The sequence below is a fragment of the Streptomyces sp. NPDC127092 genome, assembly GCF_042722475.1.
Classification (GTDB): Bacteria; Actinomycetota; Actinomycetes; order Streptomycetales; family Streptomycetaceae; genus Streptomyces.
The window spans coordinates 61,569-83,720 of sequence record NZ_JBHXFE010000006.1; the positions used below are offsets into that span (position 1 = coordinate 61,569).

General features: G+C 72.9%; 24 protein-coding genes. 13 read left to right on the forward strand and 11 right to left on the reverse strand.

Annotated elements, in window-relative coordinates:
* Positions 1 to 158: 158 nt before the first annotated feature.
* Positions 159 to 1,151: a helix-turn-helix domain-containing protein gene (locus tag ACFWJO_RS07120; RefSeq protein ID WP_386863801.1), complete on the reverse strand. Its 993-nt coding sequence runs from the start codon at positions 1,149 to 1,151 to the stop codon at positions 159 to 161.
* A gap of 158 nt (positions 1,152 to 1,309) precedes the next feature.
* Here ACFWJO_RS07120 and ACFWJO_RS07125 point away from each other — a divergent pair, with 158 nt between their 5' ends.
* The 4 genes from ACFWJO_RS07125 to ACFWJO_RS07140 all read left to right on the forward strand — a co-directional run bounded on the left by ACFWJO_RS07125 (position 1,310) and on the right by ACFWJO_RS07140 (position 3,995).
* Positions 1,310 to 2,368: a saccharopine dehydrogenase family protein gene (locus tag ACFWJO_RS07125; RefSeq protein ID WP_386863802.1), complete on the forward strand. Its 1,059-nt coding sequence runs from the start codon at positions 1,310 to 1,312 to the stop codon at positions 2,366 to 2,368.
* Between the two features lie 151 nt (positions 2,369 to 2,519).
* Positions 2,520 to 2,891, forward strand: coding sequence for a helix-turn-helix domain-containing protein (locus tag ACFWJO_RS07130; RefSeq protein ID WP_384410084.1), 372 nt, complete (start codon positions 2,520 to 2,522; stop codon positions 2,889 to 2,891).
* Positions 2,892 to 2,913: 22 nt separating this feature from the next.
* Positions 2,914 to 3,465, forward strand: coding sequence for a hypothetical protein (locus tag ACFWJO_RS07135; RefSeq protein ID WP_386863803.1), 552 nt, complete (start codon positions 2,914 to 2,916; stop codon positions 3,463 to 3,465).
* Between the two features lie 194 nt (positions 3,466 to 3,659).
* Complete coding sequence (locus ACFWJO_RS07140) at positions 3,660 to 3,995, forward strand: DUF2516 family protein (RefSeq protein ID WP_384410360.1); 336 nt, start codon at positions 3,660 to 3,662, stop codon at positions 3,993 to 3,995.
* A 78-nt stretch (positions 3,996 to 4,073) separates the two neighbouring features.
* Here the strand turns inward: ACFWJO_RS07140 and ACFWJO_RS07145 are convergent, their stop codons facing one another.
* The 3 genes from ACFWJO_RS07145 to ACFWJO_RS07155 all read right to left on the reverse strand — a co-directional run bounded on the left by ACFWJO_RS07145 (position 4,074) and on the right by ACFWJO_RS07155 (position 7,824).
* A complete protein-coding gene (locus ACFWJO_RS07145) occupies positions 4,074 to 5,324 on the reverse strand; it encodes a PP2C family protein-serine/threonine phosphatase (protein WP_384410089.1) in 1,251 nt (416 codons plus the stop codon).
* A 291-nt stretch (positions 5,325 to 5,615) separates the two neighbouring features.
* Positions 5,616 to 6,674: a C40 family peptidase gene (locus ACFWJO_RS07150; protein WP_386863804.1), complete on the reverse strand. Its 1,059-nt coding sequence runs from the start codon at positions 6,672 to 6,674 to the stop codon at positions 5,616 to 5,618.
* Between the two features lie 340 nt (positions 6,675 to 7,014).
* Complete coding sequence (locus ACFWJO_RS07155; RefSeq protein ID WP_386863805.1) at positions 7,015 to 7,824, reverse strand: class I SAM-dependent methyltransferase; 810 nt, start codon at positions 7,822 to 7,824, stop codon at positions 7,015 to 7,017.
* A gap of 376 nt (positions 7,825 to 8,200) precedes the next feature.
* Between ACFWJO_RS07155 and mshA the strand changes: the two genes are divergently transcribed.
* The 3 genes from mshA (at position 8,201) to ACFWJO_RS07170 (ending at position 11,963) form a co-directional block, all read left to right on the forward strand.
* Positions 8,201 to 9,580 carry a D-inositol-3-phosphate glycosyltransferase gene (gene mshA / locus ACFWJO_RS07160; protein ID WP_386863806.1) on the forward strand — a complete coding sequence of 460 codons (1,380 nt, stop codon included), beginning with the start codon at positions 8,201 to 8,203 and terminating at the stop codon, positions 9,578 to 9,580.
* The gene (locus tag ACFWJO_RS07165) at positions 9,573 to 10,079 is read left to right on the forward strand and encodes a YbjN domain-containing protein (protein ID WP_386863807.1); all 507 of its coding nucleotides are present in this window, start codon (positions 9,573 to 9,575) and stop codon (positions 10,077 to 10,079) included. Before mshA ends, ACFWJO_RS07165 begins: the two co-directional genes overlap by 8 nt.
* Before the next feature lie 135 nt (positions 10,080 to 10,214).
* Positions 10,215 to 11,963: a glycosyl hydrolase family 28-related protein gene (locus ACFWJO_RS07170; RefSeq protein ID WP_386863808.1), complete on the forward strand. Its 1,749-nt coding sequence runs from the start codon at positions 10,215 to 10,217 to the stop codon at positions 11,961 to 11,963.
* Here the strand turns inward: ACFWJO_RS07170 and ACFWJO_RS07175 are convergent.
* Complete coding sequence (locus ACFWJO_RS07175) at positions 11,950 to 13,347, reverse strand: MDR family MFS transporter (protein ID WP_386863809.1); 1,398 nt, start codon at positions 13,345 to 13,347, stop codon at positions 11,950 to 11,952. The two genes, ACFWJO_RS07170 and ACFWJO_RS07175, sit on opposite strands and share 14 nt — an antisense overlap.
* A gap of 126 nt (positions 13,348 to 13,473) precedes the next feature.
* Here ACFWJO_RS07175 and ACFWJO_RS07180 point away from each other — a divergent pair, with 126 nt between their 5' ends.
* Positions 13,474 to 14,232 (forward strand): phosphoglyceromutase, encoded by a 759-nt coding sequence (locus ACFWJO_RS07180; protein ID WP_386863810.1) that lies wholly within the window; start codon positions 13,474 to 13,476, stop codon positions 14,230 to 14,232.
* A gap of 84 nt (positions 14,233 to 14,316) precedes the next feature.
* Here the strand turns inward: ACFWJO_RS07180 and ACFWJO_RS07185 are convergent, their stop codons facing one another.
* From ACFWJO_RS07185 to ACFWJO_RS07195, 3 genes are all read right to left on the reverse strand, one after another.
* Entirely contained in the window at positions 14,317 to 14,619 is a 303-nt protein-coding gene (locus tag ACFWJO_RS07185) for a ribosomal protein L7/L12 (protein ID WP_386863811.1), read from the reverse strand.
* 391 nt (positions 14,620 to 15,010) lie between these two features.
* Positions 15,011 to 15,337 (reverse strand): SHOCT domain-containing protein, encoded by a 327-nt coding sequence (locus ACFWJO_RS07190; RefSeq protein ID WP_386863812.1) that lies wholly within the window; start codon positions 15,335 to 15,337, stop codon positions 15,011 to 15,013.
* Positions 15,338 to 15,380: 43 nt separating this feature from the next.
* Positions 15,381 to 15,842 carry a DUF6325 family protein gene (locus ACFWJO_RS07195; protein ID WP_386863813.1) on the reverse strand — a complete coding sequence of 154 codons (462 nt, stop codon included), beginning with the start codon at positions 15,840 to 15,842 and terminating at the stop codon, positions 15,381 to 15,383.
* 235 nt (positions 15,843 to 16,077) lie between these two features.
* Between ACFWJO_RS07195 and ACFWJO_RS07200 the strand changes: the two genes are divergently transcribed.
* Both ACFWJO_RS07200 and ACFWJO_RS07205 read left to right on the forward strand, forming a co-directional pair.
* Positions 16,078 to 16,764, forward strand: coding sequence for a hypothetical protein (locus tag ACFWJO_RS07200; RefSeq protein WP_386863814.1), 687 nt, complete (start codon positions 16,078 to 16,080; stop codon positions 16,762 to 16,764).
* A gap of 259 nt (positions 16,765 to 17,023) precedes the next feature.
* On the forward strand, positions 17,024 to 17,377 hold the full coding sequence (locus ACFWJO_RS07205) for a hypothetical protein (RefSeq protein ID WP_386863815.1): 354 nt from the start codon (positions 17,024 to 17,026) through the stop codon (positions 17,375 to 17,377).
* Here ACFWJO_RS07205 and ACFWJO_RS07210 read toward each other — a convergent pair.
* Positions 17,367 to 17,957, reverse strand: coding sequence for a GNAT family N-acetyltransferase (locus ACFWJO_RS07210; protein WP_386863816.1), 591 nt, complete (start codon positions 17,955 to 17,957; stop codon positions 17,367 to 17,369). The genes ACFWJO_RS07205 and ACFWJO_RS07210 overlap by 11 nt on opposite strands.
* 86 nt (positions 17,958 to 18,043) lie before the next feature.
* On the opposite strand from ACFWJO_RS07210, the gene ACFWJO_RS07215 reads away from it, so the two are divergent.
* Positions 18,044 to 18,514 carry a GNAT family N-acetyltransferase gene (locus ACFWJO_RS07215; RefSeq protein WP_386863817.1) on the forward strand — a complete coding sequence of 157 codons (471 nt, stop codon included), beginning with the start codon at positions 18,044 to 18,046 and terminating at the stop codon, positions 18,512 to 18,514.
* A 73-nt stretch (positions 18,515 to 18,587) separates the two neighbouring features.
* Here ACFWJO_RS07215 and ACFWJO_RS07220 read toward each other — a convergent pair whose 3' ends face one another.
* Together ACFWJO_RS07220 and phoU are read right to left on the reverse strand one after the other, a co-directional pair.
* On the reverse strand, positions 18,588 to 18,746 hold the full coding sequence (locus ACFWJO_RS07220; RefSeq protein WP_386863818.1) for a hypothetical protein: 159 nt from the start codon (positions 18,744 to 18,746) through the stop codon (positions 18,588 to 18,590).
* A gap of 125 nt (positions 18,747 to 18,871) precedes the next feature.
* Positions 18,872 to 19,552 carry a phosphate signaling complex protein PhoU gene (gene phoU / locus ACFWJO_RS07225; RefSeq protein WP_384410133.1) on the reverse strand — a complete coding sequence of 227 codons (681 nt, stop codon included), beginning with the start codon at positions 19,550 to 19,552 and terminating at the stop codon, positions 18,872 to 18,874.
* A 288-nt stretch (positions 19,553 to 19,840) separates the two neighbouring features.
* Between phoU and ACFWJO_RS07230 the strand changes: the two genes are divergently transcribed.
* Both ACFWJO_RS07230 and ACFWJO_RS07235 read left to right on the forward strand, forming a co-directional pair.
* Positions 19,841 to 21,442, forward strand: coding sequence for a sensor histidine kinase (locus ACFWJO_RS07230; protein ID WP_386863819.1), 1,602 nt, complete (start codon positions 19,841 to 19,843; stop codon positions 21,440 to 21,442).
* Positions 21,439 to 22,119, forward strand: coding sequence for a response regulator transcription factor (locus ACFWJO_RS07235; protein ID WP_015035162.1), 681 nt, complete (start codon positions 21,439 to 21,441; stop codon positions 22,117 to 22,119). Before ACFWJO_RS07230 ends, ACFWJO_RS07235 begins: the two co-directional genes overlap by 4 nt.
* Positions 22,120 to 22,152: the final 33 nt, after the last annotated feature.

Genomic DNA, 22,152 nt, shown 5'->3' on the forward strand with positions numbered 1-22,152 from the left:
TTGTCCCACCCCCTCCCACCCCTAAGGGGGACACCCCGAGCGGTTCCTTCTGTCTTCGCACCCCCCCCCCCCCCCCTCCTCCCCCCCCCCGGCGAGCTGGTCCGAGGCGTGGGCCACGTGGTGCGTCGCGGATCCGGTCAAGATCCGGAAGAGACGGCCTAGTCCCCCGCCCGGGCCGGCTGGCTGGTCGCCCGTACGCGGAAGGTGCGGCGGTACGTGTCCGGGGGCACCCCGACCGTACGGGCGAAGTGCCGGCGCAGTGTCGTGGCGGTCCCCATGCCGGTGGCCGCCGCGATGCTCTCCATGCCGTCGTCGGTGGTCTCCAGGAGCTCCTGGGCGCGCCGGATCCGTTGCGCGAGCAGCCAGCGCAGGGGGGTGGTGCCGGTCACCGCGCGGAAGTGGCGGGCGAGGTGACGGCTGCTCATCCCCGCCCGCCGGGCCAGGTCCTCGACGGTCAGCGGCCAGTCGAGCCGGGCCATGACCCAGGGGAACAGCTCGCCCAGCGGGTGGTTGCCGGGCGCCGGCACCGGCGTGGTGACGAACTGGGCCTGGCCGCCGTCCCGGTGGGGCGGTACGACGAGCCGGCGGGCGACGGTGTTGGCGACGGCCGAGCCGTGGTCGAGCCGGACGAGGTGCAGGCACAGGTCGAGGGCGGCGGCCTTGCCGGCGGAGGTGAGGACGCTGCCGTCGTCGACGTAGAGGACGTCCGGATCGACCGTCACGCGGGGGTGGCGTGCGGCGAGGACGTCGGTGTGCGCCCAGTGGGTGGTCGCCCGCCGGCCGTCGAGCAGTCCGGCGGCCGCGAGCACGAACGCACCGGTGCAGAGCGAGGCGACCCGGGCGCCCGCGTCGTGGGCGGCACGCACGGCGTCGACGAGCGCGGCGGGCGGGGCGACGTCGACGTCCGCCCAGCCGGGGACGACGACGGTGCGGGCGTCGCGGAGCCGGTCGAGCCCGTGATCGGGTTCGAGCAGGAACCGCCCGGCGCGGACGGGGCCGGGCCCGCAGACGGTGAGGTCGTAGTCGCGGGAGAACACCTCGTAGGCGATGGAGAGTTCGAAGTGGAGCATGCCGTCGGTGACGGCGAGCGCGACGGACGGGGCAGGGGGCGGGGCGGGGGAGGAGGCGGGGCGGACGTCCCTGGGATCCATGTCGGAAACTGTACGGGTCACGTCGTTTCCGACACTCACGGAGGCCCCGGGCCGGCGGTCAGGATGGCCACATGACGACACGAACGGCACGCACGGAGCGGGAAGCGCGGACGGCGCAGGCGACGCAGGCTACGCAGGCAGCGGCTCGGGTGGCAGAGGTGGCCGGGCAGGCAGTGGTGGTCTACGGCGCGTACGGGCACACGGGCCGCTTCGTGGTGGCGGAGCTGCGGGAGCGCGGTTTCGTCCCGGTCCTCTCCGGCCGCGACGGGCGGAAGCTGAAGGAGCTGTCGCAGACGGCGACGGCGGAGGGCCTGGAGGTCCGCCCGGCGGCGGTGGACGACCCGGCGGCGCTCGACCGGGCGCTGGCCGGGGCGGCGGCGGTGATCAACTGCGCGGGCCCGTTCGCGACGACGGCCGCGCCGGTGGTCGAGGCGGCGCTGCGCGCCGGGATCCCGTACGTGGACGTGGCGGCCGAGATCGAGGCCAATCTGGACACGTTCACGCGGTACGCGGAGCCGGCCCGCGCGGCGGGCGTCCTGGTGGTTCCGGCGATGGCCTTCTACGGCGGACTCGGCGACCTGCTGGCCACCGCCGCGACGGGGGAGTGGACGGCGGCGGACGAGGTGCACGTCGCGTACGGGCTGGACAGCTGGCACCCGACGGCCGGCACGCGCGCGGCGGGCGCGGTCTCCCGCGAGCGGCGCGGAGGCCGGCGCCCGGTCCACCGGGACGGCCGCCTCCAGTACCGGGACGACGCCCCGCCGACGCTGGACTGGACGTTCCCGGAGCCGATGGGACGCAGGCCGGTGATCGGCGAGTTCACGATGGCGGACGTGGTGACGGTGCCGAGCCATCTCGCCGTACCCGAGGTGCGCACGTACATGACGACCGAGGCGGCCGGCGACCTGGCCGCCGCGGACACCCCGCCGCCGGTCCCGGCCGACGAGAGCGGCCGTTCCGCGCAGACCTTCCTGATCGACGTCCTGGTCCGCTCGGGCATCGAGGAGCGCCGTGCGGCCGCGACGGGCCGGGACATCTACGCGGTGACGGCACCGCTGGCCGTGGAGGCCGTCGCCCGCGTCCTCACGGGCCGCACCCGGCTCCAGGCCGGCACAGTCTCGGCGGGCGCCCTCTTCGACGCCCCCGACTTCCTGCGCGCCCTGACCCCGCACGTGACCGTCTCCGGCCTCGCGGCCACCATTCCGGCTCAGCCCTGAGCCGGTCCTCGGGGACCGAGGAAGTGGCGGACGTCGGCCGCGAGCGCCGACAGCTGCTCACCGGCTTCCATGCGCGGAACGCCAGGCCGCGTGACAGAACTATTGCAAGCGGCTGCTTGCAATAGTTAGCACCAGCTGGCATGGTCGGAGCATGGCTTCACTCAACGTCGGCAATCTTGGCGAGTACCTCCGTGAGCAGCGGCGCACCGCGCAGTTGTCACTGCGGCAGCTCGCCGAGGCCGCGGGGGTGTCGAATCCGTATCTGAGTCAGATCGAGCGGGGGCTGCGCAAGCCCAGCGCCGAGGTGCTGCAGCAGGTCGCGAAGGCGCTGCGGATCTCCGCCGAGACGCTGTACGTGCGCGCCGGAATCCTCGACGAGAAGGAGCGGGAGGAGCTGGAGACGCGCGCCGTCATCCTGGCCGATCCCTCGATCAACGAGCGGCAGAAGCAGGTGCTGCTGCAGATCTACGACTCCTTCCGCAAGGAGAACGCCGCCGAGCAGGCGCAGCCCACCGACGTGTAGAACCTCCGGGAGGACCACGACCATGGCCATCATCGACGAACTCCGCACGCCCCTCTACTTCGCCGCCGGCACCGCCGACCTCGCCGTCAAGCAGGCCAAGAAGGTGCCCGGCCTGATCGAGCAGCTCGCCGCCGAGGCGCCCGGCCGGATCGAGGCCGTGAAGAACACCGACCCGAAGGCGGTGCAGGAGAAGGCGCAGGCCAAGTTCGCCGAGTTCGTCGGCGGCATCGACACCGACCTGAAGAAGCTGGGCGAGCAGGCCCAGGACCTGGCGCTCCGCGGCGTCGGCGTCGCCGCCGAGTACGCGGTCAAGGCCCGCGAGAAGTACGAGGAGCTCGCCGCGCACGGCGAGGAGGCCGTCCGGGCCTGGCGGGGCGAGGCCGCCGAGGGGATCACCGAGATCGCCGTCGTCGTCGAGCCCGAGCCGGAGCGCGAGCCGGAGGCGAAGAAGGCCGAGTCCTCCGCCGCCGAGGACTCCTCGGACGAGGCCCCCAAGCCCGCCGCCGGCCGCAAGACCACCACCCGCAAGGCGCCCGCCAAGAAGGCCGCGGCCTCTGAAGGCGCCGAGAAGTAGGGCGTACGGCGGATGGCCGGTCGTCCAGCGCGGGAGGCCGGTCGTCCGGCGGGAAGCCGGTCGCACGGCGGCAGCCGGTCGGACGGCGGGACTGAGCCGTACGGCGGTCCGGGCACCAATCCCGGTGTCCCGAGCGTTGTAACGGGTACCTTGGCCGCGAGGCGCTCCACCCACACACCTAGGCGGTGCTCAGCATGTTGGCGAACGGCTTCGACTCGATCCTGTCCCTGGTGACCTTCCTGGTCTTCACCGGCTTCGCCGTCGCCGCGTTCGTCTTCGCCGCCACGGCGCGCGAGGACGCGTATCGAGCGGCCGACAAGCAGACCAAGAAGTTCTGGCTGATCCTGCTCGGCATCAACCTCGTCCTGAACCTGCTCCTGCCCATGCTGTTCCTGCAGATCGCCGGGCTCATCGCCGCCATCGTCTTCATGGTCGACGTCCGCCCCGCGCTCCGGCAGGTGTCCGGCGGCGGCCGGCGCGGCGGCTCCAGCAGCGACGGCCCGTACGGCCCGTACAACGGCGGCCGGTAGGGGCGCGGAGAACGGCGGCCGGCAGAGCCGGAGGCCGGCGGCGGCCGGCGGACGACACCGCGGCACCAAGGCCCGGGCCTACGCCCGGGTCTTGTCCCGTTCCAGGGCCAGGACCGCCACGTCGTCCGTCAGCTCGCCGCCGTTCAGCGACCGCACCTCCGTCACCGCCGCGTCGAGCAGTTCCTCGCCGCGCAGCCCCGAGGCCAGCTGCCGGTTGATCATCTCGAGCATCCCGTCCTGGCCGAGCCGCGGCGAGCCGGGGCCCGCCGAGCGGCCCTCGATCAGGCCGTCGGTGTACATCAGCAGGCTCCAGGAACCGCCCAGCTCCACCTGCCGGCGGGGCCAGCGGGCGCGCGGCAGCAGGCCGAGGGCCGGGCCGCCGTCCTCGTACGGCAGCAGCTCGGCCGCCCGCCCGTGCCGGGCGATCAGCGGCGTGGGGTGACCGGCCAGGCACAGGCCGGCCCGGCGGCCGTCGGCCGAGATGTCGACCGTGCACAGGGTCGCGAAGATCTCGTCGTTCTCGCGCTCGTGCTCCAGGACCTGCTGGAGCGTCGAGAGCAGCTCGTCCCCGCACAGGCCCGCGAAGGTCAGCGCCCGCCAGGCGATCCGCAGCTCCACGCCCAGCGCGGCCTCGTCGGGGCCGTGGCCGCAGACGTCGCCGATCATCGCGTGCACCGTGCCGTCGGGCGTGCGCACCGTGTCGTAGAAGTCGCCGCCGAGCAGCGCCCGCGACCGGCCGGGCCGGTAGCGGGCGGCGAACCGCAGGTCGGAGCCCTCCAGGAGCGGCGTGGGCAGCAGCCCGCGCTCCAGGCGGGCGTTCTCCTGGGCGCGCAGCCGCGACTCGGCCAGCTTGATCTTCACGACGTCGTTGCGCTTGCGCTCGACCGCGTAACGGATGGCGCGGCTGAGCAGCCGCCCGTCGAGCTCCTCCCGGAAGAGGTGGTCCTGCGCACCGACCCGTACCGCCTCGGCCGCGAGTTCGGCGTCGGCGGACGCGGCGAGCGCGAGCACGGCGTGGCGCGGCGCGAGCCGCAGGATGTGCTGGAGCGGCGCGAGCGGCTCGTCCTCGGCCCCGCGGGGGGCGGGCAGGGCGAGGTCGACGAGGACGCAGTGGACGTCGTCGGTGAGCAGCCGCTCGGCCTCGGTGAGGTTGCGGGCGGTACGGATACGCACCCGGGTCCCGGCCGCGTCGAGCAGCTCGGGTACGGCGAGGGCGCCGGCCGGGTCGTCCTCGACGACCAGGAGCGTGAGGTCGTGGGCGTGGGCGGTGCCGGGCGTTCCGGGTGCCGCGGGAGAATCGATTCTCTGACGCGGTACGGGTACGGGCATCGGTATGGGTTTCCTTCCCTCCCCCCGAGGGCCGGGGACCGACCATAGCGGTACCTCGTGGCGCAGCGGAATGGCGATCACGCTGTGAACCGGCACGGCGGTATGGCATATGCCACGGATGGGGAGGTAGTCGCCGCCAGAAGGCCGTCGCGACGGCACGCGAAGGCTTCCGGACGATGAGAAACGTCACTTGTGACGTGTCACTCCGGTCGAGTCCGACCACTCCGGTTGGTCAGATCGTTCGGGTTGGTCGGATCGTTCGGGTCGGTCAGGGTGCTCCGGGCGCTGCGGTCACTCCGGGCGGACGACTCCCAGGATCTCCATCGAGCCCGCTCCGGCGATCGTCACGTCCCGCCCGGGCCGCGGCGCGTGCACGATCGCCCCGTTGCCCACGTACATCCCGATGTGACTGGCGTCCTTGTAGTAGACGATCAGGTCGCCGGGCCGCATGTCCTTGATGTCCACGTGCGGGAGGAGCCGCCACTGTTCCTGCGAGGTGCGCGGGATCGGGCGGCCTGCCGCCGCCCAGGCCGACTGGGTGAGGCCGGAGCAGTCGTACGAGGCCGGGCCCTCGGCGCCCCACACGTACGGCTTGCCGATCTGCGCCGTCGCGAACTCCACCGCCCGCTTGCCCGCGGGCGTCGCCTTCTCGCTCAGGCCCTTGAGCACGCCGGAGTTGACCCAGGCGGTCTGCGCCTTGTACTGCGCCTGCTGCTCCAGGCGCAGCAGCCGGGCCCGCTCCTCGGCGGCGAGCTGTGACTCCAGCTTCTTCGCGGCCTCGATCTTGTCGTTGATCTCCTGCTTCGCCTTGGCCTGCTTGAGCCGGTTGTCCTCCAGCTTCTTCCAGTTGAGGCTGGCGTCCTTCGCGTACGTGGTCAACTGGGCCTGGGTGCTCGTCATTTCGGCGAGCAGGTCCTTGGTGGCCTTCTGGCCCTCCTTGAGCCGGCCCGCGTTGTCGAGGAAGAGCTGCGGGTCGTTCGTGAGGACCAGCTGGGCGCCGTCGGGCAGTCCGCCGTTGCGGTACTGCGCGCGGGCCGCCGCGCCCGCCCGCGCCTTGAGGTCGTCGATCTTCTCCTGGCCGGCCACGATCATCCGGGCCAGCTTCACGATCTCGTCGGACTGCTCCTTGGCCTTCTCCTCGGCCAGGTTGTACGCGTCGGTGGCCCGCGCGGCCTGTCGGTAGAGGCCGTCGATCTCCTTGCGGACCTCTTCGAGGGTCTTCTTCGGCTGCGCCGGCGGCCCGGGCGGGAGCGGGGCCGCGGCGGCCTGGAGGGTGAGGGCGGGCGAGGCAAGCACCGTCAGGGCGCAGACCACGGTGAGCGTGGCGATGGCGTGGCGGCGTCGGTTCACAGGCTCCCCCTCAAGACACCCGGTCATGCGTCTGTACGTTCCGAATCTGATTTACCGTCAGTAACTTGGTCGTGACCTTGGCGATAGTGCCATGCGAAACCCGAAAGCAACAGGGGAAAGCGGGGCCTGTCGGGTCACTTCCCCCCACGGGGGACGAGCGTTCGGCCGCTCGCGTTCCCCGAGCGGGCGAAAAGCAGGGGGAGTTCAGGGAAAGTTCAGAGAAGTCCGGGGTCGGGGCCGGGGATCTGGAGATCTGGAGGTCTCGGGATCTGGAGGTCTCGGGATCTGGGGGTCTGGGGATCTGGAGATCAGGTCCGTGGTCTCCCGCCGCCCCGCACCTTCAGGTGCGCGGGGCCAGGGCCTCCCAGCGCACCGTCACCTCGCCCTGCCGCCAGCGTCGCGGGCCGTCCGTCACCGGCCAGTCCGCCGCCAGATCCCGTACGGCACGGATCCACCGCTGCCGGGCGCCCAGCGAGGCGAACGGCGCGGCCGCCGCCCAGGCCCGGTCGAAGTCCCGCAGGAACGCGTGCACCGGCTCACCCGGCACGTTCCGGTGGATCAGCGCCTTGGGCAGCCGCTCCGCCAGGTCGGACGGCCGGACGAGCGAGCCGAGCCGGGTCGCGAAGGTCACCGTCCGGGGCCCCGAGCGGTCCAGCGCGACCCACACGTGCCGCCGCCCGATCTCGTCGCAGGTGCCCTCCACGAGCAGCCCGTCCGGCGCGAGCCGCCCGCACAGCCGCTTCCAGACCGCGGCGACCTGCTCCTCGTCGTACTGCCGCAGCACGTTCGCGGCCCGGATCAGCGAGACCTCGCCGGGCACCGGCACCTCGAAGCCGCCGTGCCGGAACTCCAGGCCCTCGCGCTCGTACGGCCGCGCCGCGGCGACCCGGGCCGGCTCGATCTCGATGCCGTACAGCAGGGTGCGCGGGTCCTCGGCGCGCAGCCGGGCGAGCAGCTCGACGGCGGTCCAGGGCGCGGCGCCGTAACCGAGGTCGACGGCCAGCGGCGGCGTGCCGGAGCGGCGCAGGGCCGGGCCGTGGACCGCGGCGATCCAGCGGTCCTGGCGGCGCAGCCGATTGGGGTTGGTGGTCCCGCGGGTGACCGTGCCGACGGGTCGGGCGACGGCGGGGAGTGTGGTGCGCGGGGCCATGGAACGAGCGTAAGGGGTGGGGAAGGGCGGCTGACGGGGCGGCCGGGGGCGGGCCGCGGCCGTGGGCTGGGGGCGGGGGAGCCGGCAGGGACGCGACCGTCCCCCGAGACCGCGACCGCCCTCCGAGGACGAGGCCGCGGCCGGGCGGCCGGTGGCCGCGGCTTCCGGCCCCCGCGGCCGCGATCCGGCTCACTGCGGAGGCTTTGCCTCCGTGCGGTGCGCCGCGTCGGCGGTAATGACTTGGCAAAGCGCGGGCCGCCGGGGAAATGAAAGGTGGGATTCCGGTGTTGTGCGGGGTCGGAGGGTGCGACCCCGCCCTCCCCCTGCCATGCCTGCCATACCCGCCACCATGCCCGACAGCGGAAGGACCGCCGACGTGAGCCAGTACGTGTCCCGGTTCGCCGGCACCCTGGCGGCGCCGCCCCGGCTCCGGCTTCCCGGCCGGCACCGCAGCCCGCGCCGCGTGGCCATGCTCAGTGTCCACACCTCCCCGCTCCACCAGCCGGGCACCGGCGACGCGGGCGGTATGAACGTCTACATCGTGGAGCTGGCCAAGCGGCTCGCCGCGATCAACGTCGAGGTCGAGATCTTCACCCGGGCCACCACCGGCGGCCTCGCCCCGGTGGTCGAGCTCGCGCCCGGCGTGCTCGTCCGGCACGTCGACGCCGGTCCGTACGAGGGGCTGGCCAAGGAGGAGCTGCCGGCCCAGCTCTGCGCCTTCACGCACGGGGTGATGCAGGCCTGGGCGGGCCACCGGTCCGGCCACTACGACCTGGTCCACTCCCACTACTGGCTGTCCGGCCACGTCGGCTGGCTCGCCGCCGAGCGCTGGGGCGTCCCGCTCGTCCACACCATGCACACCATGGCCAAGGTCAAGAACGCGGCGCTCGCCGAGGGCGACACGCCCGAGCCCGCGGCCCGGGTCATCGGCGAGACCCAGATCGTCGAGGCGGCCGACCGGCTGATCGCCAACACGGCCGAGGAGGCCGACGAGCTCTCCCGCTTCTACGACGCCGATCCGGCCAAGATCGCCGTCGTGCACCCGGGCGTCAACCTGGACCACTTCCGGCCCGCCGACGGCCGCGCCGCCGCCCGGGCCCGGCTCGGCCTGCCCCAGGACGCCTTCATCCCCGCCTTCGCCGGCCGGATACAGCCGCTGAAGGCCCCGGACATCCTGCTGCGCGCGGCGGCGCTGCTCATCGACCGCGACCCCTCGCTGCGCTCGCGCATGGTGGTGCCGGTGGTCGGCGGGCCGAGCGGCAGCGGCCTCGCCAAGCCGGAGGGCCTGCAGAAGCTGGCCGCCAGGCTGGGCATCTCGGATGTCGTCCGCTTCCACCCGCCGGTCGGACAGGACCGGCTCGCGGACTGGTTCCGGGCCGCCAGCGTGCTCGTCGTCCCCTCGTACAGCGAGTCCTTCGGTCTGGTCGCCATCGAGGCGCAGGCGGCCGGCACCCCGGTCGTCGCGGCGGCGGTGGGCGGTCTGCCCGTGGCCGTACGGGACGACGTCACCGGCTTCCTCGTGCAGGGGCACGATCCGGAGGACTACGCCCGCGCGCTCGCCCGCTTCGTCGACGATCCGCGGCTCTCCGACGGGATGGGCGCGGCGGCGGCGCGGCACGCCGGCTCGTTCGGCTGGGACACGGCGGCGTCCGGGACGGCGGACGTGTACACGGCCGCGATGCACGACCACCGGCACCGCGCGCACGACCTCAGGGCGCGTGATCATCGCCGTCGCGTACGCTCGCTCCATGGCTGAGGTCGAGGCAGAGAGCGTCCGGCGGATCGTCGAGGACACCTTCAAGGACGCGGAACTGGAGTGGGAGTCCACCGAACCGGGCTCCTACGTGGTCAAGCTGCCGGGCACGCGCAAGCTGTTCACCACGCTGTCGCTGCGCGTGGGCCGTCACTCGCTCTCCCTCAACGCCTTCGTCATCCGCCACCCCGACGAGAACGAGGCCGGCGTCCACCGCTGGCTCCTGGAGCGCAACCTCCGGCTGTACGGGGTCGGTTACGCGATCGACCAGCTCGGCGACATCTATCTGGCCGGCAAGCTGCCGCTGGCGGCGGTCACGCCGGAGGAGCTGGACCGGCTCCTCGGGTCCGTCCTGGAGGCGGCGGACGGCGACTTCAACACGCTGCTCGAACTGGGCTTCGCGACGGCGATCCGCCGGGAGTACGCGTGGCGGGTGTCGCGCGGGGAGTCGACGCGCAATCTCGACGCGTTCAAGAACCTGACCCAGAAGCCGGCGAACTGACGCCTTCTCGCTGAGCCAGTCCTGTCGAAGCCTTCCGTCGGCCTTCCCGCCCCCTTCCCGTACGGGCGCCGCCCTGCCATGCTCACCGCCAACGCAAATCTGAACACCGTTCATATATGTGAAGGGCTCAGGTTCATGGCACTCGGCAGGATCAGCAGAAGGCGGTTCGTCGGCAGCGCGATCGGGGTGGCCGCGGCGGCCGCCACGACGGGATTCACGACCCCCGGCGCAGAGGGCGCGGCAGGCGGCGAGGAGGCCGCCGTCTCCGGGAACACGCCTCTCTGGCAGGAGTACGCGGCAGCCCCCTCCACCCATCCCCAGATCCCGTACGTGGGTTCCGCCGGCGCCCACGGGGGAGCCGAACGGCTCCCGCGCCCGCCCGTCGTCGAGAACGCCGTCGCCCACGGCGCCACCCCCGACGGCTCCACCGACTCCGCGCCCGCGATCAACCGGGCCCTCGCGGCGGCCGGCGAGCGGGGCGGCGGCACCGTACTGCTCCCGCCCGGGACGTACCGGATCGACGGCTACCTCCACATCGGCGACAGCGGAGTCGTGCTGCGCGGCGCCGGCTCCGCCCGCACCACCCTGCGCGCCACCCGCAGCCTCACCGATCTCGTCGGCCCCTACGGGTCCCGCTACGGCGGCGACAAGTCCGCCTGGTCCTGGGCCGGCGGCCTCATCTGGCTCTCGCCGCGGTCCCGGCACGCCTCCCTCGTCGCCGCGATCCGCGAGAAGGCCTGGCCCTTCGAGGGCTGGACCGGCAACCGGCGCGACGAGTGGACCACCCTCACCACCGTGCGTCCCGCCCGGCGCGGCGACCGCACGGTCACCGTCGACGACCCGTCCGCCCTGCGGCGCGGAGGACTCGTGCTGCTCCGCCTCGCCGACGACGCCGGCCGCACCCTCCTGGAGCACATGGCGGGCGGCGGCCCCGGCCCCGAGGCGTACACCTGGGACGACAAGACCAAGCTGACCTCGTACGTCCCCTACGAGTGGCCCGTGCGGATCACCGGGATCGAGGGCCGCCGCGTCCGCCTCGAACGTCCCCTGCCGCTCGACGTCCGCCCCGAATGGGACCCCCGGCTCGTGTCGGGGACCGAGGCCCTGACCGGCTCGGGGGTGACCGGGCTGACCCTGGAGGCGCCGCTCGTCGCGCAGTCCCCGCATCTGCTCGACCGCGGCTACAACGGCGTCACCTTCCAGTGCGCGTACGACTGCTGGGCCGAGGACGTGGTCGTCCGCCACGTCGACAACGGCTTCGGGTTCGTCGCCGCCTCCGCCTGCACCCTGCGGCGCACGGCCGTCGAGGGCCGCGGCGCCCACCACCCGTACTTCTGCCGGGAAGGCTCCCACGACAACCTGGTCGAGGACTTCCGCGTCGCCGCCCGCGGCGTCCCCGCGGCGCCCGGGACCCAGCTCCACGGCATCAACGTCGAAGGCCTGTCGAGCCACAACGTCTGGTCACGCGGGCTGATGGAGACCGGCACGTTCGACACCCACCGCGGGATGCCCTTCGCGAACGTGCGCACCGAGATCACGGTCGAGAACGACGGCCGGCACGGCGGCGACGCCTCCGCGGGCCCGCTCTACGGGGCCCGGTTCACCCACTGGAACGTCACGGTGACGAACGGCCGGGCCGGCCTGGTGAAGCTCGACACGGTGGCGCCGTACAGCGCGACCGTCGGGATCAGCGAGGTCCGCGAGTTCGACCAGATCGACGTGCCGGACTTCACGGGCGACCTCCACACGCGCATGGAGGCGTACGGCGCACCGGACGCCGTACGCCCCCGAAATCTGTACGAGGCACAGAAGCGGTTCAGGGTCCCCTCGGGCTTCGGCGGCCCTTGGGGCTTCGGGGGCGCTTCGGGGTTCAGGAGGAGCTGACGCTCTCGACCGCGGGGGCGGCCGCCTGGGCGGACGAAGCCCGGGCGGCCAGCGACTCCTCCGTGGCCTCCCCCTTGGCCTCCCTCTTGGTAACCGCCTCGGTAACCGCCTTGGTCTCCGCCTCGGTAACCGCCTCGGTCTCGTCCCCCGGCTCCGCGTCCGGCTCCGTCTCGCGCAGGGCGGACCGCAGCCGCGTCTGGTAGCCGATGGCGGCGACGGCGCCGATCACGGCGCACGCGATCCACAGGACGTCGGGCCCGGGCCCGTCGACGACCCAGCCGGCCAGGATCGGCGCGACGAAACCGGCCACCGCCCAGGACATGCCCATCACGCCCTGGTAGCGGCCGCGGGCGTGCTCAGGGGCGAGCCGGGCGGTGGCGGCGGCGTTGGTGGGGACGTGGATCATCTCGCCGATCGTCCAGACGACGACGGTCGCGCCGAAGGCGACGGAGCTGCCGGCGAGCGCGGTGGCGCCGGTGCCGAGGGCGAAGAGGAGGGAGGAGACGGTCAGCAGCATCACCGGCGAGCGCTTGTCGGTGACCTTGTTGACGAGCAGCTGGAAGCCGACGATGACGACACCGTTGACGGCGATGACGGCACCGTACGCGGAGGGCTCGAGGCCTTCGCCGGCCATGGTGAGCGGCAGGCCGATCCAGGGAGCGGTGAAGACCAGGCAGACGAGCAGGTTGAGCAGCACCAGGGTGCGGAAGGGCGCGTCGCGCAGCACGGTGAGGACGCTGACCTTCTCCTCCGCGAGCGTCTCGCCGGTGGCGTGGTCGACCTTGGCGTCCGGCCGGGTCTCGGGCAGGCGGAGGAAGACGATGAGGGCGCACAGCGCGGTCGCGGCGGCGTCGACGAGGAAGAGGGTGCGGTAGCCGAAGACGATCGCGGCGCCGCCGCCGATGGCGGCGATGGCGAAGCCGAGGTTGAGGGCCCAGTAGTTGAGGGCGTAGGCGCGGCGGACCTCGTGGGCAGGCACCAGGTCGGCGATGGTGGCGTTGATGGAGGGCCGCACGGCCTGCATGGCGACGCCCATGAGGAGCACGACGAGGGCGACGCCCCAGGCGCTGGTGACCAGCGCGAGCAGGACGGCGCAGGTGGCGGCCGCCAGGTGCATCGTGACCATGGTGGGGCGGCGGCCCCAGCGGTCGGTCAGCATGCCGCCGAGCGGTGAGCCGGCGACGCCGCCGAGGCCGTGGAGGGCGACGACGAGTCCGGCGAACCAGGCGGAGTGCCCGAGCTCCTGGGTGAGGTAGAGGGAGAGGAAAGTGAGGACGAAGGCCCCGGTCCGGTTGACCAGGGTCGACAGCCAGAGCCACCAGAAGCCGCCGGGAAGTCCCGAGACGGTGGCACGCGCCGATCGTCTGAGTGAGTCGATGGACATGTGTGGCCGCCCCCTGGTGATCTGTAAGTCCCGCTTTCCGCTTCCGTAACTTACGGATCTCATACGCCGGACGCCAGCGAATTGACGGTGCGCGTCAATCGTCGGCCGTCGTCTAGTCTCGGAGGCATGGCCGACGCACCGTACAAGCTGATCCTCCTCCGCCACGGCGAGAGCGAATGGAACGAGAAGAACCTGTTCACCGGCTGGGTGGACGTCAACCTCACCGCGAAGGGCGAGAAGGAGGCGGCGCGCGGCGGTGAGCTGCTCGAGGCCGCCGGCCTGCTGCCGGACGTGGTCCACACCTCGCTGCAGAAGCGTGCGATCCGCACGGCGCAGCTGGCCCTCGAGGCCGCCGACCGCCACTGGATCCCGGTCCACCGCTCCTGGCGTCTGAACGAGCGCCACTACGGCGCGCTGCAGGGCAAGGACAAGGCGCAGACCCTCGCCGAGTTCGGCGAGGAGCAGTTCATGCTGTGGCGCCGCTCCTACGACACCCCGCCGCCGGCGCTCGCCGAGGACAGCGAGTTCTCGCAGGCGCACGACGCCCGCTACGCGACGATCCCGCCGGAGCTGCGCCCGAACACCGAGTGCCTGAAGGACGTCGTCCAGCGGATGCTCCCGTACTGGTACGACGGCATCGTCCCGGACCTCCTGGCCGGCCGCACGGTCCTCGTCGCCGCCCACGGCAACAGCCTCCGCGCCCTCGTCAAGCACCTCGACGGCATCTCGGACGCCGACATCGCGGGCCTCAACATCCCGACCGGCATCCCGCTGGCCTACGAGCTCGACGAGAACTTCAAGCCGCTCAAGCCCGGCGGCACCTACCTCGACCCGGAGGCCGCGGCGGCGGCCATCGAGGCCGTGAAGAACCAGGGCAAGAAGTAGCCCTCACTCATTGAAAGAGCCCCCGACCTGCGGCTTCCCCGCAGGGAGGGGGCTTCTTCGTGCCGCGGGGCCATCTGCGGGCCGTCAGGGGAGCTGGACCGCGCGCTCTACCGGCTGTGGCTCCGGCTCCTGCCTCCACTCCGCTATGGCGCCGGCGCTCCGGAGAACCGAGGCGGTGGACTGGGCCCGGAACGCGGACAGCCCTCTCACGACGGTGACGGGGGCTTGCCGCGCCAGACCCCGGCTGTGCCACAAGCTCAGCCCGGTCACCTTGCGCACTGCAAGGACCACGTCCATCTCGCGCGGCCCGCAGTCGACGAGCACGACCTCGTGGGACGGGTCGTCGCAGAGCAACGTGAAGTACCCGGTGGACTCATCGTCGGCCACCTCGCCCTCCTTCCTCGGCGACCGGGAGCGTAGGCGCCTTCAAAGACGGCAGCCACGACTTTTCGGGTGCGCTCCCGCCTGCTCGGTCCGTTGGCCAGCGAGCAGAGAAGATCGTCAGACGGTTTGCCTGGCGAATCTCAGCTGGGCCGGCGCGTGGTTTTGTCCCTCCGCCGGGAGAGGGCTTCTTCGTGCCGCCGGGGTGCCGCGCGTATGCCGGGGCGGTCGTCTGTGGGCACTCCGGTGGGACCGGCGCGGGACCACGGACGGAAGGTGTCATGACCCGGGCAGGTTCACCATGTCGCGTCGGCGTCGGCGTCGGCGTCGGCTCGGGGTCTGTGGCGCCCGGGATGGCGGGGCGGGTCGGCGCCTGGTCGGCTTCGGCGGCGCTTGGTCAGCTCAGGAGGCGGCGCTTCTGTTCCGCGAACTCCTCCTCCGTCAGGACGCCCTGCGCCTTCAGGTCGCCGAGCTGCTTCAGCTGGTCGATCTTGCGGGTCATGTCGTCGTCCGTGCCGGCGGGCGGTGGGGCGGCCGGGGGCGGGGGTGCCTGCTGGGCGTACTGCTGCTGTGCGTACTGCTCCTGTGGGGCGTACTGCTCCTGCTGCGCGTAGTCCTGTCGTGCCCACCGGCCGGCCTGGCGCCGTGAGACGCGGTTGGAGACGGCGGTGGCGGTACCGGCGACGACGGCCGTGCGGGCGACGCCCCTCAGCAGTCCGGGCATGGTCGGTCATCTCCCATGGGTCGGTGTCCGTGCGGGTGGCGGATCAGGCGGCCACGGAGCCGCCGGACGGCGACGTCTCCTCCGTGGCGTCCAGGGCCGCGAGCAGCGCCTGTACGGGGATGCGTCCGCCGGCCACGAGCTGGGCGCCGCTGCGACGCAGCGCGCGGGCCAGGGGCGCGGCCCACAGGTTCTCGTAGACCAGCACGGCGGCCGAGTTGCCGGGGTCGAGGGCGCCGGCCGCCTCCTCCAGGTCGCTCTGGTCGAGCACTCCGGACGACACTCCGTCGAAGACCGACAGGTCCATCTCGCCGCCGCCCAGGTCCTGCAGTTCCAGGCCGGCGACCGAGCCGTCGGCGTCCTTGCCGACGAAGGCGAGGTCGATGATCCGGATGATGCCGCGGTCGACGAGGTCGACGAGGAGCGGGAACGCCTCGCCCGTCATGCGGTTGCCGGGGAACTCGATGACCAGGTAGTCGACCGGCCCCATCTCTTCGAGGGTCTCCATGGTGCCTTCACCTCACGTTACGGGCGGAAGCGGCCCCTCCAGTCCAGCACGCGGGCCGGGGGCCCGCACTTCCGCGGCGCCGGGCACCGGCCCTCCCCGTCCGCGGGGCGTGACGGGAATGTCGCGGGTGTGCGACAGAGCGTGGCCGGATATCGCGCCTGGACGCGGGGCGTTGCTACGTTCCGGCCGGGACGCGGCCACGGACGGCCGCCGTCGGACAAAGGGGGAGTCCCGGATGCACCTCACGCGCTTCAGATCCGCCGGCGTCGCGTTCGCCGCCGTCGCGCTGGCCGCCTCGCTCACGGCCTGTCAGAACGACGACGGCGCGGCCGCGCAGCCGGGTACGCGTGCCACCGCGTCGGCGCCGGCGCAGGATCCGGCCACCGCGGCGCCCGCCGATCCCTCGTCAGGGGCGAGCGCGAAGCCGGCGGCCAAGCCCGCGGCGACGCCGTCGAAGGAGACGGCGCGGCCCACGGCGAAGCCCGCCGCGAAGCCCGCCGTGACGCCCACGGCCAAGCCCGCGACGAAGCCGGGCGGCGCGCCCGGTGCCGGCTGCGTCACCACCGCGCCGACTCCCGACGAGTACGACCCGGACGAGTTCGCCCTCTACCGCATCGAAGAGCTGCCCGGAAGCACCGGCAAGGTCAACCTCGTCCTCCAGCACGGGGCGTGGGGCTGCGGCGGCAAGGACACCGACGGCGGGCCGTTCGTCGTCAGCGGCGAGGAGAGCCGCTGGGCGCTCGACCAGGCCGCGTACGTCACCGCCACCGACCCGATCGTGGCGAGTACCGAGAACACCCCGATCGGCGTGCAGGAGCTCATCGACTGGGTGAACGCACACCCGGACTCGGGGCTGGTCTTCAGGTACCAGACGGGCGACGACGGGGCGATCCACCGCCTGGAGCAGGTCTTCACGCCGTAGTCGCCGGGAGCGGTCGCCCGCAGCCCCCGGGGCGTACGCCTGGAGCGGTCGTCCGGAGCGCCCGCCCGGAGCGGTCGCTTGGAGCGTCCGGGGCGTACGCCGGAGCGCCGGCCCCGAGCGGGCGCCCGCAGCGGTCGCCCCGCAGCGGTCGCCCGGACGGGCGACAAAGAAAGCTTTCGGCTTCGGCGCCGCGCGTAGCCGCCGCGGCCGGCGAGCACAGTGAGGACGACCTTGGTCGTCCTCACGAAAGAGAACCCCCGTGCGCCTTCGGCACACCCTCGCCGCCACCTCCGGTGCCCTCGCCCTCACCGCCGTCCTGGTCTCGCCCGCCCACGCCGCCACCGGCGACTTCGGCTACAGCGTGACCGGCCTGGACGGGCAGCCCGTCGCCGCCACCCTGCACGACCCGGCCAGCGGCGAGTGCGTCACCCTGCCCGAGGTCGCGGACCCGGGCGCCTCCGTCCCGGCCTTCGCCCCGCACAACGACACCGACGAGTGGGCGACGGTCTTCACCGAGCCCGACTGCACCGGCGACAGCTGGACCCTCCGCCCCCACGGCCGCCCCGCCTCGGACCGCCTGAAGCTGCGCTCGGTGGTCTTCCTCAGGGCCTGACCTCCGGCCGCAGCTCCAGGCCCATCAGCACCTCGTCCCGGGTGTCCTCCGGCGACGGGCCCAGGCGCAGGGCGCGGGGCCAGCGGCCCGTTTCCGTCCAGCCGAGGGACGCGTAGAAGGACTCCAGGCCCTCGCCGCCACGGGCGGCGAGGCGGAGGTGGGTGAGGGAGAGTTCGTCGCGGGCTATGCGGTGGAGTTCGCGCATCAGGGCCCTGCCCAGGCCCAGGCCGCGGAAGTCGGGGTGGGTCTGGAGGTGGTGGACCGTTCCCCAGTGCGCGACCAGCGGGTTCGGCTCGTGGCCGAGCACCACCCAGCCGGCCAGCCGCGTGCCGACCGTCGCGGTGACCAGCCGGTGGCCGTCCGGTGCGAGACGGGCGAGGAGCGCGTCCGTCACCGGCGCGACGTCCGCCTCCGTGACCGGCGGGAACGGGAAACCGGCGGCACCGCCCGCGTTGGTGACCGCGATCCAGCAGTCGATCAGTCGGCGGCGCAGCTCCGGGCCCACCTCCCCGGGGGCGGTCGCCTGGGCGAGAACGGTACGGCGGAGCAGCGCGGGCGTGGTCGTGGGCGTGGTCGGCATGCGGGCCATCCTGGCGCAGCCGGCCGCGTCCGCGCCCCTCCGAATTTCGCGCGCGCTGATCATCGCCTTCGTCTACCGTCCCGGCCATGAGCACGTCACCGCGTCTTGAGCCGGTCACCCCCGCGAACATCGACGCCGCCCTCGACCTGAGCGTCCATCCCCACCAGCGGGACAACGTCGCCCCCGTGGTCCGTTCGCTCGCCGAGGCCTACGCGTTCGGCGAGACCGCCTGGCCACGGCTGATCTTCGACGGCGACGAGCTGGTCGGCTTCCTGATGGCCTTCGTCGACATCCAGTGGAACGCGGAGAAGGACCCGGACGACCGGCGCAGCGGGCTCTGGCGGCTGAACATCAGCGGCGAGCAGCAGGGCAGGGGGTACGGCAGCTTCGCCGTCGACGCCGTACGCGAGGAGCTGCGGCGGCGCGGGGCGACCGAGATGTACGTGAGCTGGCACCAGGGCGAGCACGGCCCCGGCGACTTCTACCGCCGGCTCGGCTTCCGCGAGACCGGCGAACTGGCCGGCGACCAGACGGTCGGCGTCCTGGACATCTCGTAAGCACGGGCTCCGCCCGGGAGCCGGGCGGAGCCCGTACCGAGGTGTCGTGCTGGTCAGCCGGAGCCAGCCGGATTCAGCCGGAGCAGCCCCCGCACTGGCACGGCCCGCCGGACTGGCAGCCGCAGCCGCAGCCCGAGCCGCAGCCGCAGGCGCCGAGGACGGGCAGGAACTTCGCGTCGCGCGGAAGCGCGCTCTCCTGCTGAGGGTCGGTGATCGGAGCGGATTCGGCCATGGGGTCCCTCCCTGAGAGGCGTACCTCGCCTCCCCCCATTGCATGCCCAGTCACCGCGGCGCATCAACGGCGCACAGGTGTGCGACGGCCGTGCGGCCGCCGCCCTGCCGTCCGCCCCGGAGCGCCTACGCGCCCTCGACCGGCGCCTCCGCCGGCTGGAGCTCGTCCGCGTGCTCACCCGTCACCAGGTACACGACGCGCTTCGCGACCGACACCGCGTGGTCGGCGAACCGCTCGTAGTAGCGGCCGAGAAGCGTCACGTCCACGGCCGTCTCGATGCCGTGCTTCCAACGGTCGTCCATCAGGTGCTGGAAGAGCGTGCGGTGCAGCAGGTCCATCTCGTCGTCGTCCTGCTCCAGCTGCAGCGCGAGGTCGACGTCCTTGGTGATGATCACCTCGGCCGCCTTCGCCATCAGCCGCTGCGCCAGCTGCCCCATCTGGAGGATGGTCGCGTGCAGGTCGTTCGGCACCGCCCGGTCCGGGAAACGCAGCCGGGTCAGCTTGGCGACGTGCTGGGCGAGGTCGCCCGAGCGCTCCAGGTCGGCGCTCATCCGCAGCGAGGTGACCACGATCCGCAGGTCGGTCGCCACCGGCTGCTGCCGGGCGAGCAGTGCTATCGCCCGCGCCTCCAGGTCGTGCTGGAGGTCGTCGATCTTCTGGTCCGCGGCGATGACGCTCTCCGCGAGCTTCAGATCGGCGTCCAGCATCGCCGTCGTGGCGCGCCCGATCGCCGACCCGACCAGACGGGCCATCTCGACCAGGCCCTCGCCGATCGAGTCAAGTTCCTCGTGGTACGCGTCCCGCATCGATGTCGTCCCTCTCTACGCGCTCCGTAAATGCCTCGGGGCCCGGACCCCGGGTCCCGGGTCGGTCCGTGCCCCCACGCTCCCACGTTCGGGCCCGTACGCGTCGGGCTCCACCCCCTCACGTGAACCACCTCTGTCACCCAGGTGAACTCTGGGCAACGCGCGCCGCAGGGGCCACCAGGGCAAATGAACCAGCCCCGTCTCCTCGGTGAACTCTGGGCGACGACTGTTCGAGCAGCCACCCGGACGGCTGGGAGAGTGTCATTCGACCCGCATAACCTGGATGGCATGGACGTGAACGCGGCGGTCGCCGCATTGGCCGCTATCGCCGGCGTGTGCACCGGCGTGATCGCCATGCTGGCATTCCGCTGGAGCGAGCGCGACCAGGCGCGACCCACCCGTACCTCCCTGCACACCGACGCCGTGCTCCCGCCCGGCGTCGACACCGTGCTGTCCGTGCTGCGCTCCTCCGCCGTCGTCCTCGACGAGAGCGACTCGGTGGTCAAGGCCAGCTCGGCGGCGTACGCGCTCGGCCTGGTCCGCGGCGGGAAGCTGGCCGTCGAGCCCATGCTCAACATGGCCCGCGACACCCGCCGCGACGGAGAGATACGCCAGGTGGAGCTCGACCTGCCACGGCGCGGCACCGGCCGCGGCGAGGCCCTGGCGGTCTCGGCCCGGGTCGCCCCGCTGGGGTCCAGGCTCGTGCTGCTGCTCGTCGAGGACCTGACGGAGGCCCGCCGCATCGAAGCGGTACGGCGCGACTTCGTCGCCAACGTGAGCCACGAGCTGAAGACGCCCACCGGCGCGCTCTCCCTGCTCTCCGAGGCCGTCATGGACGCCTCGGACGACCCCGAGGCGGTCACCCGCTTCGCGGGCCGGATGCAGATCGAGGCGACCCGCCTCACCAATCTGGTGCAGGAGCTCATCGACCTCTCGCGGGTGCAGAACGACGACCCGCTGGAGGACTCCGAGCCGGTGCGCGTGGACGAGCTGGTCGCCGAGGCGATCGACCGTTCGCGGCACACCGCCTCCACCAAGCAGATCACGATGGCTTCCGGAGGCACCGCCGACCTGTACGTCTGGGGCAGCCGCGGCCAGCTCGCCGCCGCCCTCGGCAACCTCGTCGAGAACGCCGTCAACTACTCGCCGGCCCGTACGCGGGTCGGCATCGCCGCCCGCCGCGTCGCGGCACCCGGCGGCGACCTGATCGAGATAGCGGTGACCGACCAGGGCATCGGCATCTCGGAGAAGGACCGCGAGCGGATCTTCGAACGCTTCTACCGGGTCGACCCGGCCCGCTCCCGCGCCACCGGCGGTACGGGCCTCGGCCTGGCCATCGTCAAGCACGTGGCCGCCTCGCACGGCGGGGAGGTCACGGTGTGGAGCACCGAGGGCCAGGGCTCGACCTTCACCCTGCGGCTGCCCGAGGCAGGCGCGGGGCGGAACCGCCGCGCCGGCCAGAACGGCACGGCGGGCGGCCACGACCACGACGACGAGCCCGGCCACGACCACGACCTCGGCCATGACCACGACCTCGGTCACGACGACGCCCCGGGTCTCGACGGCCGCCTCGGCCCCGACCACGGCCACGCTTCGGCCTCCGGCCAGGGCTCGGGCAGCGGCTCGCGCTCGGGCTCGGGCGAGGGCTCAGGCCAGGGCTCGGGCCACGGCCAGAGCTCCGGCCCGGGCCACGCTCCCGGCGCGGCCGCCGGCAACGGCTACGGCCCGGGCCACGGTCCGGGCTCGGCCGCCGGCAACGGCTCAGGTGCGGGCCACGGTTCCGGGGCCGGCTCCGACTCGCCTTCCCTCTCCGCTTCCACCTCCACCTCCACCTCCACCACCCCCGATCTCATGACCGAACCACTCCCTGCCCCGGAGGTCCTTCCGTGACCCGAGTGCTTGTCGTCGAGGATGAGGAATCCTTCAGCGACGCCCTGTCGTACATGCTCCGCAAGGAGGGCTTCGAGGTCGCCGTCGCGGCGACCGGGCCCGACGGCCTCGACGAGTTCGAGCGCAACGGAGCGGATCTCGTCCTCCTCGACCTGATGCTGCCGGGCCTGCCCGGCACGGAGGTGTGCCGGCAGCTGCGCGGCCGCTCCAACGTCCCGGTGATCATGGTGACCGCCAAGGACAGCGAGATCGACAAGGTCGTCGGGCTGGAAATAGGAGCCGACGACTACGTGACCAAGCCCTTCTCCTCGCGGGAGCTGGTCGCCCGCATCCGCGCGGTGCTGCGCCGCCGCGGAGAGCCGGAGGAGGTCACGCCCGCCGCCCTGGAGGCCGGCCCGGTCCGCATGGACGTCGACCGCCACGTGGTCACCGTCGCGGGCGGCAAGGTCGACCTGCCGCTGAAGGAGTTCGACCTCCTGGAGATGCTGCTCCGCAACGCGGGCCGCGTCCTCACCCGCATGCAGCTCATCGACCGGGTCTGGGGCGCCGACTACGTCGGCGACACGAAGACCCTCGACGTCCACGTGAAGCGCCTCCGCGCCAAGATCGAGCCCGACCCGGGTGCGCCGCGCTACCTGGTGACGGTGCGGGGCCTGGGCTACAAATTCGAGCCGTAGGCCGGACGGCGCCGCCTCAGAGCCTGTACGAGC

Coding starts and splice junctions, on each gene's coding strand:
- ACFWJO_RS07200 (WP_386863814.1), top strand. CDS start 16,078: ATGCACCTCACGCGCTTCAGATCCGCCGGCGTCGCGTTCGCCGCCGTC.
- ACFWJO_RS07170 (WP_386863808.1), top strand. CDS start 10,215: ATGGCACTCGGCAGGATCAGCAGAAGGCGGTTCGTCGGCAGCGCGATC.
- ACFWJO_RS07175 (WP_386863809.1), bottom strand. CDS start 13,347: ATGTCCATCGACTCACTCAGACGATCGGCGCGTGCCACCGTCTCGGGA.
- ACFWJO_RS07140 (WP_384410360.1), top strand. CDS start 3,660: ATGTTGGCGAACGGCTTCGACTCGATCCTGTCCCTGGTGACCTTCCTG.
- ACFWJO_RS07130 (WP_384410084.1), top strand. CDS start 2,520: ATGGCTTCACTCAACGTCGGCAATCTTGGCGAGTACCTCCGTGAGCAG.
- ACFWJO_RS07120 (WP_386863801.1), bottom strand. CDS start 1,151: ATGGATCCCAGGGACGTCCGCCCCGCCTCCTCCCCCGCCCCGCCCCCT.
- ACFWJO_RS07155 (WP_386863805.1), bottom strand. CDS start 7,824: ATGGCCCCGCGCACCACACTCCCCGCCGTCGCCCGACCCGTCGGCACG.
- ACFWJO_RS07145 (WP_384410089.1), bottom strand. CDS start 5,324: ATGCCCGTACCCGTACCGCGTCAGAGAATCGATTCTCCCGCGGCACCC.
- ACFWJO_RS07190 (WP_386863812.1), bottom strand. CDS start 15,337: ATGCCCGGACTGCTGAGGGGCGTCGCCCGCACGGCCGTCGTCGCCGGT.
- ACFWJO_RS07215 (WP_386863817.1), top strand. CDS start 18,044: ATGAGCACGTCACCGCGTCTTGAGCCGGTCACCCCCGCGAACATCGAC.
- ACFWJO_RS07135 (WP_386863803.1), top strand. CDS start 2,914: ATGGCCATCATCGACGAACTCCGCACGCCCCTCTACTTCGCCGCCGGC.
- ACFWJO_RS07210 (WP_386863816.1), bottom strand. CDS start 17,957: ATGCCGACCACGCCCACGACCACGCCCGCGCTGCTCCGCCGTACCGTT.
- ACFWJO_RS07220 (WP_386863818.1), bottom strand. CDS start 18,746: ATGGCCGAATCCGCTCCGATCACCGACCCTCAGCAGGAGAGCGCGCTT.
- ACFWJO_RS07180 (WP_386863810.1), top strand. CDS start 13,474: ATGGCCGACGCACCGTACAAGCTGATCCTCCTCCGCCACGGCGAGAGC.
- ACFWJO_RS07195 (WP_386863813.1), bottom strand. CDS start 15,842: ATGGAGACCCTCGAAGAGATGGGGCCGGTCGACTACCTGGTCATCGAG.
- phoU (WP_384410133.1), bottom strand. CDS start 19,552: ATGCGGGACGCGTACCACGAGGAACTTGACTCGATCGGCGAGGGCCTG.
- ACFWJO_RS07230 (WP_386863819.1), top strand. CDS start 19,841: ATGGACGTGAACGCGGCGGTCGCCGCATTGGCCGCTATCGCCGGCGTG.
- ACFWJO_RS07165 (WP_386863807.1), top strand. CDS start 9,573: ATGGCTGAGGTCGAGGCAGAGAGCGTCCGGCGGATCGTCGAGGACACC.